The sequence below is a fragment of the Paraburkholderia sp. HD33-4 genome, from assembly GCF_021390635.1.
GTDB lineage: Bacteria > Pseudomonadota > Gammaproteobacteria > Burkholderiales > Burkholderiaceae > Paraburkholderia.
Genome location: NZ_JAJEJS010000003.1, coordinates 164,163 through 178,687, shown reverse-complemented (window position 1 = coordinate 178,687; position 14,525 = coordinate 164,163). Strand labels below are relative to the sequence as shown.

Sequence of the window (14,525 nt, the reverse complement as noted above, 5' to 3'; positions counted from 1 at the left end):
ACCACACCGGCCAGCCTCGGTTGCTAAGGCAGCATGACGCGCCCCAAGTCAGTACTGACACGCCAAAGGTAAGAATGGTGCAAAGCATCATCGCTGGCATAGTTTCGCGAGCCTATACTTCGCACGACCGTTTCACCCTTGGGCGCTTTGCGATGAGGGCGTCAGTCGCGATCGCGGACGCTGTAAAACCAGTCGCCTTTTCCTTGCAGGGATGCACGTCCCAGGTCGAGCAGCGCAACACGACTTACCTACGCCGATTTTCCCCAAAGGGAGACGTGCGCCGCGGCGCAAGGCGCGAACATGGCACACCCTGTGGGGTGGAGACCATTGGTCCGCAACGCTGGCTACGCTGTCAGAGTAGTGCTGCGGACAAACGTAGCGGCGATCGATTGCTTTTCTCGGATGTCTGAAGAGGAGAAGCGACCATGAAAATCCTGTGGGTTGACGACCACGAAATTCTTTGCGTTGCTCTCTCCGAATATGTCCAAGCACACGCCTCGGAGCTGGGCGCGACCCCAATCGACATCACGCCCGTCTTTACGCTTGCCCGCGCGCTTGAAGAAGTCAACAAGACACCCTCCCCCGATCTGGTATTCCTGGATCTTAATCTGGATGATGAGAACCGTGGTGCCGCCACACTTGAGCATTTCCAGGCCGGGAATCCATCTAAAGTTCCCGTGGTCGTCTGCACAGGACTCACTCCTGTGAACGATCAGGAAGTTGAAATTTTGCGCATGTGCATGCGCGACTACGCCGCTCGCGGAATCCTGTTGAAAGGAGGCGCGCACAAAAAAATGTTCATTGGACTGAGCAGGATCCTGGGAGGTGAACTCTGGATTCCGGAAGAAGTCCTTCTCCGCTTTGCCTGCTCGACACAAGCGCCCTCAGCTAGCGGGAATGAGCACCATCTTGGGCTTACTCCACGAGAGTGGGACGTCGGGCGTTGCATTGCACGTGGCCTCTCGGGGAAACAGATCGCTAAAGAGCTTAACGTCACCGAGGGACATGTCAGACAGGTCTCCTGTGTTATCTACGACAAACTTCGAGTCAGAAACCGCGTCGAAGCGGCACTTAGAGTCAATGCCGAGTTGGGCGGTGGAAGCGGACCAGACAAGGCACCGTTGTGAATATCTCTGCTATACCGCTATTTATGTTGCGGCGCGAATACTAGCACCCGCCTTCGGCCGATTTTCCTGGGGCTTATGTTTTGCAAGTAAGGTCAATAAGGTCTGTTCAGAAACCGGTTTCGACAAAAGCTTCATGCCACTGGCGGCTACCTTTTTGAGCACAGCTGAGGAGGTGTCCCCCGACCACAGGACCGCAGGGATCGAAGCGTTGCTAACAGCGCGGACCGCCGCAATCGCAGCAATACCGTCCTCGTTTTCCAGCCGGTAGTCTGAGAGGATGAAGTGCGGACCACTTGCCAACGCTTCAATGCGCAACTGCTCGATGACGTCGGATGACGATTCCCCCGCCACGACGTAGCAGCCATGCTCGATCAGGCGCATCGATATTTCTATTCGTAAGTCGCTGTTGTCCTCGATGATCGCCACGACCATATCGGTCAGGTCCACTTCGCCCTCTTCAACCGTTTGAACCTCGAGCAACTCCGGTGGTATGAGTCCTATGAAGGGGACCGTCACGGAAAAACGCGAACCCCGCCCGGGTGCCGAGTCGACATCCAGTTTGTGACCAAGAAGGTCCGCGAGACCCTGGACAATTGACAGACCCAGTCCAAACCCTTTATCGCGATTCCTCTCGGGATTGGCAACCTGGACATAGCTTTTGAAGATATCCGCCAGTCTATCTTCAGGGATACCGATCCCGTTGTCCCAGACGCTTATCTTCACGCGGCTGCCACGCCTCTGGCAACTTACCAGAAGATGTCCGTTCTTTCCTCCCTGCCCGGAAGGCGTGTAGCGGACCGCATTGATCACCATATTCCGGACGATCCTGTCCAACGCATGTCGATCCGTACGGACCAGATAGGGGCGACTATGGAGTCGTAATCTCAGCCCCTTCGCCTCAGCCAACGGCTGCATATCCGCAACTATGCCGCGCAAAAGAGAAGTCAACGCTACCTCCTGAATTTCCACACTCCAGGTGTGGGACTCCAGGCGGGAGATATCCAGTGCCCCGTTAATCATCCCTTCCATCGCATCCACCTGTCTTTGCGCCATCGAGACGTCATCGACCATCCTGGTTGATTCAATGCTCCGCTCAATGAAACTTAACTTCAGGCCGAGGGTGGTGAGCGGTTGGCGCAAGTCATGACTTATCGCAGCGATAAGCAGGCTCTTCTCCGCCTTCGCCGCTTCGGCCCGCTCTCGCGCCTCATCGAGAATAATCTCTTTAACATATGCGTGTTTCTCATTGCAAAAAACAAAAACCGCGAGCAAACAATAGCCAATTAGTTGAGCCGTATAAAAGACCAGCATTGATGGCCGGTAAATAAACAGAGGTGGTCCCAGGCTAAATCCGAACGGGATAGCGCCGAGCACGAATGAACCTAAATTCGCGCGAAGACTGGGGGCAAGCAGAAGCAAGGTAAATGTATGGCTGATTAGCGTGTACTCAAGAAAGCCAGAGCTAGCCAATTTGACGTAGCGAGCTTGTGGCGAGATGAAATCGGGTGGGGTTAGCCCAAAGCTACCCGCTGCCCACCAGAACGATGTCAGCGTGACCATTGCAGCCCATGCCCAGTGCATCTGCTCGATCGCGTTGACACCAGCGTGCTTTGGGAGCGCCATGGTCTTTTTCAGTAAGTATGCCGCCATGGGCGTCGCTACCCCCCACAGTCCTAGGGGCCAGACGACGCGGAACCAAAGATAGCTATCCGGCGTTTTGATCCACGAGCCATACACGCACAACAGCGAGGCTCCGACCGAAACCAGTGCGGTCCAACATAGCGCTCGCCGGGACAGCGATTGCAATAACTCGCGTTTGACGTAGAGATTCTGCTCAGCACTGAGTGCTGCAATCGGTCCCACAAAAAGATTCACAAAATCAGCGAATCTGCGGCGCCCGGTTGAGTGGGCCTTTTCATCCGCTAACCGTGATGTTCTGGGCCGGGGCGTTTCGCTCGCGTCAGAATCACGTGGTGTTCGAGTACAGGACGCCATAGCAGGCCTCCGGCAATCAGGTGCAGTTTTGCTCCGTTGTGCTGGCTTCGTGTTTGCCTGCCCTCTCTTTCTCCCGTCATTGGTCAATGTTTTTGGCTTATGTCCTGCAAGTAAGGTCAATAAGGTCTGTTCAGAAACCGGCTTCGACAAAAGCTTCATGCCACTGGCGGCTACCTTTTTGAGCACAGCTGAGGAGGTGTCCCCCGACCACAGGACCGCAGGGATCGAAGCGTTGGTAACAGCGTGGATCTCCGCAATCGCAGCAATACCGTCCTCGTTTTCCAGCCGGTAGTCTGAGAGGATGAAGTGCGGACCACTTGTCAACTCTTCAATGCGCAACTGCTCGATGACGTCGGATGACGATTCCCCTGCCACGACGTAGCAGCCATGCTCGATCAGGCGCATCGAAATTTCCATTCTCAGGTCACTGTTGTCTTCGATGACCGCCACGACCATATTGGTCAGGTCCGGGTTGTCGTTTTCGACCGTTTGAACCTCGAGCAACTCTGGCGGTATGAGTCCTATGAAGGGGACCGTCACGGAAAAACGCGATCCCCGCCCGGGTGCCGAGTCGACATCCAGTTTGTGCCCAAGAAGGTTCGCGAGCCCCTGGACAATGGCCAGACCCAGTCCAAACCCTTTATCGCGATTCCTCTCGGGATTGGCAACCTGGACATAGCTTTTGAAGATATCCGCCAGTCTATCTTCAGGGATACCGATCCCGTTGTCCCAGACGCTTATGTTCACGCGGCGGCCACGCCTCTGGCAACTTACCAGAACATGCCCGTTCTTTCCTCCCTGCCCGGAAGGCGTGTAACGGATCGCATTGATCACCATATTCCGGACGATCCTGTCCAACGCATTTCGATCGGTACGGACCAGATAGGGGCGACTATGGAGTCTTAACCTCAGCCCCTTCGCCTCAGCCAGCGGCTGCATATCCACGACTATGCCGTGTAAAAGAGAAGGAAGCGCCACCTCCTGAATTTCCACATTCCAGGTGTGGGACTCCAGGCGGGAGATATCCAGTGCCCCGTTAATCATCCCTTCCATCGCATCCACCTGTCTTTGCGCCATCGAGACGTCGTCGACCAGGCTGGTCGACTTAATGCATCGCTCGATAAAACTTAACTTCAGGCCGAGCGTGGTGAGCGGCTGGCGCAAGTCATGGCTTATGGCAGCAATAAACTGGTTCTTTTCTAGCATTGTCGCTACTGCCTGAGCTCGCGCCTCGTCGAGAACAACCTCTTTTACACATATGAGTTGCTGATCATTGCAGATGTACCGGGCGATGACACAATAGCCAATTAGTTGAGCCGTATACCAGTCAAACATTCCCGGCCGGTGGATAAAAAACCCTGGTGCCATGTCAAATGCGAATGGGATAGTGCCGACCAGCAGTGCACCTAAAGCCGCACGAAAACTGGGGGCGAGCAGCAGCAACGTAATTGCCTGGCCGATCATAGTCAGTTCCATGAAGCCATACCTGGCAAATCTGAAGTAGTAGCCATGGACGATCAGGCCGGTCACGTAGGTGGGTGGTTTTAGCCCAAAGCTGGCCGCCGCCCACCAGAACGATGTCAGCATGGCCAATGCAGCCCAGGCCCAGTGCATCTGCTCGACTTCGCCGACGCCGGCGTGCTTCGGGAGCATCGTTGTTTTTTTCAGTAAGTATGCTGCGCAAGGAGCGGCCAGCCCCCAGAGTCCCACGATCCAGACGACACGGAACCAAGGATAGATATCCGACGTTTTGGTCCAGGCGCCAACTACGAACCAGAACGGGCTTGCGACCAACAATAGCGCGATCCAATATACCGACCGGCGGGACAGCGATTGCAATAACTCGCGTTTGACGAGGAGATTCTGCTCAGCACTGAGTGCTGCGACGGCAACCGGTCCAACAAAAAATTTTGTGAATTCAGCGATCCTGCGGCGCACGATTTCCTGAATCGTTTCACTCACGCCCACTGATGTTCTGGCCCTGGGATCTTCGTCGGCGTCAGAATCACTTGGTGTTTGAGAACGGCACGCCATAACAGGCCTCCGGACGGGAATCAGGGGCAGCTACAAACTATTGTCCTAGTAGTTCGCCAGCAAGTCGATGACAAGTGTGCTGTTTTAGCCCGAACAAATGTTCGTGATCCACGCAGGTGGTTCCAACCGCCCGCAGTACCAGCAAGCTCGGCTCGCCAGTTGCGATTTTGGTGGCTCCATGTATGCCGCGTCAAACTGCATCCGTAACCAGGCACGCTCCGTATTCTGACAACGGCATCATGGCGAACAATCGTAAAACGATACCGAACGTTTATTCTCCGGCAAAGGAACATTTAATACCGAACATCAAACTATCGACGCAACTACAACTGACATGGTTTCACGGCGAAATAACGCAAACATAATTTGACACAACGAGGGCGTTAATGACCGTACAACTGGCTTGCCTTTTTCTCCTGTCGAGTGCTGTTGTGAGTACGCCTCTATAACCGGCCGGCGCGGAAAACGCAGTGCGTACAGGCACCGGTATTGCCGCAGTGCTGGATAGACAACGAGGGAGGGACGCATCATGAGGTCGCTTATCCAGGCAGTTGCGAAAACGATCGCTCACCTTTTGGTCGCATGCTCAGCATCGCTGGCCGCGCCTGCTTTCGCAGGCGCCAACGTACCTGCATCCGACTGTCGCTCCGACAACGGTGCGACGGCAATGCAAAGCGGTCAAACGATGCCGTCGGCCCACAGCAGCGTGGTTCACAAGAACCATGGCGGCGTCAGCGGCAGCATGTCGGCCCGGTCGCAGCCCTGCAAGCGTGCCCCGGGGGGTGACTCCATCGATCCCATGTATCGCGGAGGTTGATGTGCCCAAGGCAGTACGCGAGAAACCTGGCACGCTGATCAACCCTCTCGTCAAAGCACGTTATGGCCGGGGCGTGGCGCAGATACGGCAGGACGGATACGCCATGAACTTTTCGCAGGAAATGGTCGATCTTTTTCGGAGAGTGACAGGCAGCGCTCCTGGAGATTGTGCGGAGATATATCGCCTCGTCCGGCATCGCGTTCGAAATTTCGGCTAGCTTGCATCGCGCTGAACGGTTCTTCGTCCATAGCGCGATGCCGGGCCAGTCCCGGTAAAGGTGATCGTGCTTTCGTGAGGAGGTCGTATGCGCAAGTTCAAACCCGTAGTTGCGCTCGCACTCGCCGCCGTGCTGCTGGGAGTCGGTCTGGCGAATTACGTCAGTCCGGCACACGCCTGGCCGCCGGAACCGATTTTCGTCCGTAGCGCCGAGCCGGGGCCTGTCCTGATAAAGGACGTTCTTGATTTTTTGGACATCGTCTATGGGCACCCGTATCGCCGCAGTGCCGAATAGACAACTATGAGGAGGTGCATCATGAAGTCGCTTATCCACTCAGTTGCACTGGCGGCCGCGATCGCCGCGCCGATTGCGTCTTTTGCACAATCGGAACAGTCAGTCACGCGTGACCAGGTCAGGGCAGAATTGCAACAGCTCGAGCACGCAGGCTACAGGCCGGCCAATTCGAGCGATACACAGTATCCGGCGAACATTCAGGCGGCCGAGGCGACGATCGCGGCACAGGACAGCCAGCAGGTGGGCAACAGTGACGTTGGTGGCGCGGCGACCAACGCCACTGCACAGGACAGCCAGCAGGCGGGCAACAATGACGTTGGCGGCACGACCGTTGGCACTTCAGCAACCGGCAGTGTCCAGCATGTGTCGAAGCCCTCGCCATCTTCGTGCGTCGGCCCCTCAAGTTACTGCAACCTTTTCTTCGGTAATTGACCGCTGATGGCCACCCCGACACCGCCCCGACGATCCAGGTAACGTGCCTGGATCGTCGGGGGCGTCCTAAACGGCGTCCGAACCTTCGAACCCTCCGCACCGAATAGCCAGTGACAAGATGAACCCGCGGCCGATAGGCATTGCCCGCTACACCGTATTGAGCTCGTTGACACCTTACGTTGCCGACGTATTGCTGCGCACTGACAACAACGTTGCGGGCGCGATGCTACTGATTCTCGGGGGGCGTAATGGCTGTATAGAGTCCGACAGCGTCCAGTTCGATTCGGCCCTGAACGGTCCACCAAAAGAGGACAGCCCATGGACATGAGCACCAGAGAAACGAGCCCGGAGGCACCGACGCAAACCGCTGCTTCTGATGCGCCGAAAGCGTCGACGCCGGCTGGTCTCGTCGCGCGATCTTTTGCAATCCTCCTTGGGTTTCAGTGTCTCGGCGAGTTGATCGCCTTCATCACGCGAGTCCCTGTTCCCGGACCGGTGCTTGGAATGGTGCTATTGCTTTGCCTGCTCTCGGTCAAGCCCTCCGTCGTGCCCGCCGTCGAACAGGTTTCTCGCGGACTGTTGAATCACCTTTCGCTGTTTTTTGTACCTGCCGGCGTGGGCGTCATGGTCTTCGCGGAGCAGCTGCAAAGCCAGTTGTTCGCGATCGCACTTGCGATCATCGTCAGCACGATTCTTTCAATGGCGGTTGCTGCGCTAGTGACAGGCATGTTGCTGATCAGGCTCGACAGAAAGCAATCACACCAGAAGGCTGCAGCGGCGCCACGCGCATAGGCAGATTCTGCCGCCGAAAGGAGAAGGAGCCATGTCAATCGGTGAACTGTCAGCGCCTGTCAATGCGATCGTGGCCGCGTCGCCTCTGTCGGCGCTGACGGCGACCGTTGGCGTCTACATCGTTGCGTGCCGCCTTCACACGCTGGCACGAAAGAATCCCCTGGCCAATCCCGTGGCAATCTCCGTGTTGCTCATGATCGCGATCCTATATTTGACAGGCACCTCCTACAGCATATATTTCGCGGGCGCGAAACTGATTCACTTTCTCCTGGGCCCGTCGGTCATTGCATTGGCTGTTCCGCTACACCATCAGATGCCCAGGCTCAGGCGAGCGTTCGTGCCGCTGCTTGGCGGGCTGATCGCTGGCTCGGCCACGGCTGTTGCGTCTGCGATTGCGATATGCGTCTGGCTACATTGTCCGTTTGTGACGGTCGCGTCGATGGCGCCGAAGTCAGTGACGACGGCTGTCGCGATGCTGATCTCGGCAAAAATTGGTGGTTTGCCTTCGCTCACCGCGGCGATCGTCATCCTGACCGGCATTACCGGTGCGACCCTGAGCAGCGCGGTCCTGGATACCGTTGGTGTGCGGCGTGACGACGTGCGCGGCTTTGCGATGGGTGTTGCTTCCCACGGCATCGGTACCGCGAGGGCGTTTCAGATCAGTGAAGAAGCTGGCGCCTACTCGGGACTGGGAATGGCGATGAACGGCACTTTGTCGGCGTTTGTCCTCCCGGTGCTTCTGCCCATCCTGAGTGGCTGGTTGATTTGACCGTGCTCACGAGGACGCTGTGCCGTAGCGACCTATGTTTGACCATCCCTCTGCGATCGCGGCTAGCGCGAATCGTCGCTACTGCGATGCCAACTCCATGGATTGCAGCACACATCCAATCCACGCGAGAGACACCCGGTTGCTCGTATGCGCTGCATTATTCTCCGGCGGCACCGCCATTTGCTTCGTTCCGGTAGACGTGTCTGTCCGCGGCCTTATCGTCGAACTAAGCGCGCGTAGCCAGCGTCGCGAAAAAGGGGTGTCCGTATTCCGCGGTTGATTCGTCATGGTGCGGCCAGTGAAAGCAGCGGGATGCACACTGACATGCTCATGCACGACGGTCGGTTAACTGAGTGGATGGGACGTTCGAGCGTCCACATGAAAGTGCGGGCCACCGTCCGTAGTCGGGCCGCACTCGGACGGATGATGGGGGTGGGACTCTCAGCCGCTACCGATGCTGGAAGTGCGGACATCGAACCCCGGATGATGCTCCCGGTTCGCTGACCGGCCTCAGGGCGATCGCCATGGCGCGCATCCGCAATCAACGTAGGCCAGTCGCACAACCTCCGTCGCCCAGTCGCAAAACTGTGGCGCCAGTCGCACTTACTCTGGCGCCCTACGTATGCAGCAGATGCTCGTGCCTCGCGTCAGACGCTTCTTCGTCACGCTTGCGCTCGAGCAATTCGAGCAGATGCAAATGCTGCTTGAAGCGTATTCAAAAAATGAGATGTCTCAAAACGATCATTAAGCCTTGTCAAAACCGGCTCGTCTCAAATTAAAACAATTGACCTTGTATGGTTTAAATGGAAAATTGATCAGGCTAAAAAATCCAGCCAGGTCATACGGGATCAATTTGAGTTCAACCTTGGAGCGAGTGGGAAGCGGTCTGACCGGACGCCAGGCCGCGCACCTTAAATTCATACGGCGTGAGGCGCATAGAGACAGCGAAAGCGGCAAGCCGTTACCGGGGCCGGAAGTATCCGTCGTGTCCTGGGAGGTCCGCGAGGAAATCTGCGAGCCTTACCGCATCAAGGCCGTGATTTCGGCTCCGCTCGCTATCCCTCGAAAGGAGGTGCTTGGTCAGTTCGCGCGATTTTCGATCGAGCCCGAGGACGGTCGCGCGCGCCGGGAATTTCGTGGGTTCGTGGCGCAGTGCGATTCGGTTTCCGAGTCGCGCGACGGCCATACCTATCGCGTCGTGATCCGGCAGCATCTGGCTGTACTCGACGGTCCCAGCAATTGCGCGACGTATCAGGGGCTTGCGTCGTGGCAGATCATCAAGGAGGTTCTGGACCGGCACGATCTGCGTCCGTGGATGCAGGTCGATTTCAGGCTGCGCCGCGAGCACCCGAAGCATGCCTTCCGCTTCCAGTACAACCTTGGCGACTGGGCGTACATCAGGCTCGAAATGGAGCAGGCCGGCCTGTACTGCTATACGACGACAGGTGCGCATGGCGAGGTACTGGTCATCGCCGACGACATCGACGGCTACACGCGTCCGCCCATTCCGGTACTGGATCGTCCCACCGCCGGCCTGTCCACGTTCGAGGAATCGATCTATTCCCTCGAGGCGCACACACGCACCATACCCAGATCGTACGTGGTCGCGGACTACAACCCTGAGAGCGCGTGGGACCGCATTCGCGATGAAAGCGGCGTCGTCGCGGACGACGACACCATGCTCGGCACGCCTTATGTGTGGGGCACGCACCACCAGGACGAGGCCGGCGCGAAACGCGAAGCGCAGTTGCGACACGAGGCTGCTCGCGCGCGGCAGGTACGGTACAAGGTCGAGTCAACGGTGCTCGCGGTGCGGCCCGGCTGCATAGTCAAGTCGGACAAGGCGCATGAAGATGCGATCGCGGGCATGCTCGTGACGAGGGTCGTGCATCGTGGCTCGCGCGCCGAAAGCTACATGAACACCTTTCGGGCGATTCCCGCGAACCGGCCCTATCGCATCACGATCGATGAGAGCCGGTGGCCGAAGATTCACGGCACGCTAGGTGCGACGATATCTTCGCCCGGCAAGTACAAAATCGCGTACCTCACTGAGAAGGGCGAATACATCGCGCGATTGCACTGCGATTTCGGCAACTGGCCTAGAGGCGCTGAGAGCGTGCCATTGCGGCTTGCCAAGCCGTTCGCCGGCAAAAACCATACTGGCCTTCACATGCCGGCGCTCGACGGCGACGAAGCGCTGATCGGCTTCAGGGAAGGTAACCCGAACAAGCCAATCATCGTCGGGTTCCTCCATAACAGCGAGCGTGTCGACCTTGTCAATTCGTCGCGCCGTCGCATGTCGCGCAATGAAATCCGCACGCAGTCAGGTAACAAGCTGTGGATGGACGATTGGGACGACCAGCAAGGTATCGAGCTTGGTACGGAACACTCTGGCCGCTCGCAATTGAACCTCGGCTATCTGGCTGATGGCGAACTCAAATCACGCGGCGCGGGTGCGGAACTGCGCGCGTCCGGTCACGCTGTTACGCGGGGCGGCGCGGGTGCGATGCTGACCGCCTACGACCGCCCCGGCGGCAACGGCAAGCAACTCAGCATGACCGAGACGGTTGCGCAGCTCGAGCAGATGCTGGCACTCGCGGAATCGCTCGCGCGGTCCGCCAAGGAGTCGAAGGCATCGCCCGCCGACATCGAGGCGCAGAAGGCCATCAGCGACTATCTGGACGAACTCAAAAAGCCCGGTGCCGTTATCACCGCGCCTGGACCTGTCGGTGTCTTGTCGGGCCACGGTGTGCAGTTTGCCGCCGATGGTTCGATCATCGCGACGGCGAAAAAGGGCGTTCACTTCAGCACGCTCAAGCGCTTCACCGTGGCCGCTCGCGATGTGATTTCGCTCTTCACGCAGAAAGGCATGAGTCTGATTGCGGCGGCGGGCAATGTCGTCGTGCAGGCTCAACGTGGGTCGATGCAGCTTGCCTCGCAGCAGGACATGACTGTGGAGACCGTGGACGGCGTATTGCATGTGAAGTCGTCGAAGGAGATCGTGCTGAACGTTGGCGGATCGTATCTGCGTATGACGCCCGGTGGGATCGAGATGGGTACGCGCGGGGGCGTGCTGTTCAAGACGAGTAGCCTCAAGAAGACGGGGGCGGCGCAGATGGATTTGGGCGGGGCGGCGTTTGCGCCGAAGTTTGCTCCGTACACGACTGAGTGTGAGGTGTGGCGGACGAACCCGAATCTGGTTCGGCCACCAGCTCCTTTAGCGCCCGCTGACCCGTCGCAATGGTCGACGCTGGCTAATACGGGAGCGGTGCCGCCTGCGCCTTCGTCCGGTGCAGGCGCTGTGCCCCCGTCACCAGTGGGTGATTTGTTTTCGCGGGTGTCACACCGCAGCCCGTTGCAGACAAACGACCCGGGTAATGCTCCTACCGGAAGCAACTCGACCAATCGCAATGAATATCCAGAGCCGATGAAGCTGGAGCAGCCTGCGCCATGCAATTGGAAAATGGATGACTTCAAGCTTGGTGCGAGCCTGACTCGGGAGACACCGACCTATCATAGATATGGCGATAGCAATGCTGCTCCATTGAAAGATGTCAATGGTGATGAAATTGAATGTGCAGGAGTGGCTCGTACTACTTGCCAATTTGAATTCGATTCAAGTGCGAAGATTCTGACAGCAAGAGTGGTTATCGCTCTAGTTCCGCGATTGTTGGTCAAAGTCAATCCCGCAACAAAAGAGCCGTTGCGCGCGGCAGATGGCAGGTATGTCACTGTAAACTACGAGACCTTCAAGAATGGCGCCAATTCAAAACGGACCTTTGCGCAGCATGGACTGATGTTAATTGACCGGAACGTCAAAGAGGTTGACGCCTCGAGCTTTAAAAGTCAGATTGAAAGTGCGTTGAACAAGGGTGGGTATAAGTTGATTCTTGACGCCTGCCAGAAAGGGGCTGCATGCGGCTGTCGGGTTTCTGTCAAATTCTGCGCAGATGTCAAGGTCGTGGAGCCAGCAGATGCGGCGCGGCTAGATGCAAATATCACCATAAATCTGTTTCCAAAGACTGATCGGGCCGACGGAGCGAACTGGCCCGAGGCAGATTTGGGTGTCGATAACTCTGGCAAGCTGACACCGATCGTTACGCAAATCAAGGCACATGAGACAGGTCACCTCTTTGCTTTCCCCGATGAGTATTGGATGGGTGGTGGGTTCGTTCACAGGCAGTATGTGAAGAACGACATGACGCTTGATTTTGCGTTAGGTGATCAGAATGCGAAATCCAACAGGACTTGGCAAATCGACTCTCAAAAGAATCTTATGGGATTCGGTGCTAACAACGCCTCCGCCACTGTGCAGCCATACTATCTGGAGTATCTTCGACAATGGTTTTCAATGCACACAAATAAACATTGGCGGGTCGGCTATGACGGCAACCGATGATCTGTTGGTGCGTTCCAAAGCCGCTCGCAAAGATTGCGTGCCATTGCGAATATTCTCGACGGTAGTCCTGCTTATCGCACTTGTTTTTTCATGGAATACGACGGCTATGGCAGACGAAAAGGGAAGTAGTTCTCCTGGCGGTAGAAAGTTTTCGCTGTTCTGGAGTGGCGGGCATGAGTGGGGTTCAAGAGAAATCAGTTTCGATGGCAAGCGAAGGTTCTATTACGCGTTCGGCGACTCTCTTAATAGTGGCTCTGAAACCGGTGTCGGTGCTTTTGAACTCAGTCTGCAAAACTCCGATCTTGCAGAGATGGAAGACGCGGTAAAGGTACTTTGCGACAAAGATATTCAGAAGGTCGTCTCTGAGACAACCGACCCGCCCTCGATTTTCTCTGTGGAGTGCGCGGAAAGTGGTAGGAACGTCCTCAAGAGAGGCTTGCTTGGACGGATTCCAGAAGACCTGAAGAACAAGCTGTACGAGATCACCGCGAGATATTCCGATCGAGCCTATGCAGAAGGGAAAAGAGTCACCAAGCTGGATTTCTCTCCATATAAGATCGACCATCAGAACGGAAGCTATATCGTTTCAGTTAAATTCGTTAACTCCGGTAGTCGATGGATCAGATTCACAACGCCAGACCAGTGGCCCGGAACTGCGGTAGGCGGTCGATTAGGAATCGGGGCTGTCAGCAAGCTTGGGAACAACGGCGCACAAGATGTGGCGGACAGTTGGGCATTTGCTTTAGGCGGCAAGACCTTGCTCAACAAGGGTGAGTTTCAAGACGGGGTTGTGACCTTGAAGCCCGGCGAAACAAAAATTCTTACATTTCAGACGACGCCGGACAACAAGGCTGCCAAAGGGGAGTACGAGTTTTCCGGAGTGGCGTTCATGAGTATCGATGTCGAAGGACGTCCCGCTGCTCTGAGTGGTCACGTTATTCTTGGTCCGATCAAGACTCGCATCACTATCGACCGCGACTACCCCGCGACACCGCAGGAGCGCGAGCAATGGGAAGCAACGCACCGCGCGGATATGTCTTTGCTGCCGATCATGCCAGGCGGAACATTCGCCGAGAACGGCCTCTATCGCGCAGTCCGCGTGGCATCCGGCTCCCGCTATCGCAGCCTTACCCTGAAGCCCTTCAAGGCCGGGGACATCGCCACGTCCGACAACGTCAAGATGCCGATGGAGCAGGGCAACGGCGTCGAAATCAACGGGCCGGTGCAGTGGGTGTGGGAAGGCAGCGCACCAACGCCTACCAGCCCATCATCGTTCGACTGTGAGGACGGCACCCAGCACTACTGCGCGCCGGGCGCAGCATGTCCGCGATCCGGACGATGGATTGCGCGCCTGCGCACCGGTCCGCTGCACCAGCGCTCAACCTACCGCTATGACATGAGCCGAATCGTCGCCCTGCGTCGCGGACAGCCGATGCCAGCAACGCGGGCCGATGCCGGCGACACCGATTGGGAATGGATTGGAGCCTGACATGGCAGAGCGCGCCTGCATATTGCAGCATGACCGGACGACGGCTAACGGAATCGTGCTCGATGGTCTCGACGACATCGGTCTCGGTGACCGCAAACTGAGCTACGTAGGGGCACGGGTTCAATGTCCCGCCTGTCATTCGATCGGTCGTGTCGAAGCT

At 57.0% G+C, this 14,525-nt stretch carries 9 protein-coding genes; 8 read left to right on the top strand and 1 reads right to left on the bottom strand.

The genetic code is table 11. From position 1 onward, the window contains the following. Positions 1–425: 425 nt before the first annotated feature. On the top strand, positions 426–1,127 hold the full coding sequence (locus L0U84_RS35405) for a LuxR C-terminal-related transcriptional regulator (RefSeq protein WP_233857318.1): 702 nt from the start codon (positions 426–428) through the stop codon (positions 1,125–1,127). Positions 1,128–1,148: 21 nt separating this feature from the next. On the opposite strand, the gene L0U84_RS35400 is transcribed toward L0U84_RS35405, so the two are convergent. Continuing rightward, entirely contained in the window at positions 1,149–5,084 is a 3,936-nt protein-coding gene (locus L0U84_RS35400) for an ATP-binding protein (protein WP_233857316.1), read from the bottom strand. Positions 5,085–6,277: 1,193 nt separating this feature from the next. Here L0U84_RS35400 and L0U84_RS35395 point away from each other — a divergent pair. The 7 genes from L0U84_RS35395 (at position 6,278) to L0U84_RS35370 (ending at position 14,365) form a co-directional block, all read left to right on the top strand. Beyond that, entirely contained in the window at positions 6,278–6,484 is a 207-nt protein-coding gene (locus tag L0U84_RS35395) for a hypothetical protein (RefSeq protein ID WP_233857314.1), read from the top strand. Between the two features lie 21 nt (positions 6,485–6,505). Next, on the top strand, positions 6,506–6,916 hold the full coding sequence (locus tag L0U84_RS35390) for a DUF4148 domain-containing protein (RefSeq protein WP_233857312.1): 411 nt from the start codon (positions 6,506–6,508) through the stop codon (positions 6,914–6,916). A gap of 318 nt (positions 6,917–7,234) precedes the next feature. Next, positions 7,235–7,708, top strand: coding sequence for a CidA/LrgA family protein (locus L0U84_RS35385; RefSeq protein WP_233857310.1), 474 nt, complete (start codon positions 7,235–7,237; stop codon positions 7,706–7,708). 31 nt (positions 7,709–7,739) lie between these two features. Next, entirely contained in the window at positions 7,740–8,477 is a 738-nt protein-coding gene (locus tag L0U84_RS35380) for an LrgB family protein (RefSeq protein WP_233857308.1), read from the top strand. 622 nt (positions 8,478–9,099) lie between these two features. Beyond that, entirely contained in the window at positions 9,100–9,225 is a 126-nt protein-coding gene (locus L0U84_RS43905; protein WP_267940124.1) for a hypothetical protein, read from the top strand. A gap of 3 nt (positions 9,226–9,228) precedes the next feature. Then, on the top strand, positions 9,229–12,876 hold the full coding sequence (locus tag L0U84_RS35375; RefSeq protein WP_233857306.1) for a type VI secretion system Vgr family protein: 3,648 nt from the start codon (positions 9,229–9,231) through the stop codon (positions 12,874–12,876). Further along, positions 12,860–14,365, top strand: a complete 1,506-nt coding sequence (locus tag L0U84_RS35370; RefSeq protein WP_233857304.1) for a hypothetical protein — start codon at positions 12,860–12,862, stop codon at positions 14,363–14,365. The genes L0U84_RS35375 and L0U84_RS35370 overlap by 17 nt, the downstream gene beginning before the upstream one ends. Positions 14,366–14,525 lie beyond the last annotated feature (160 nt).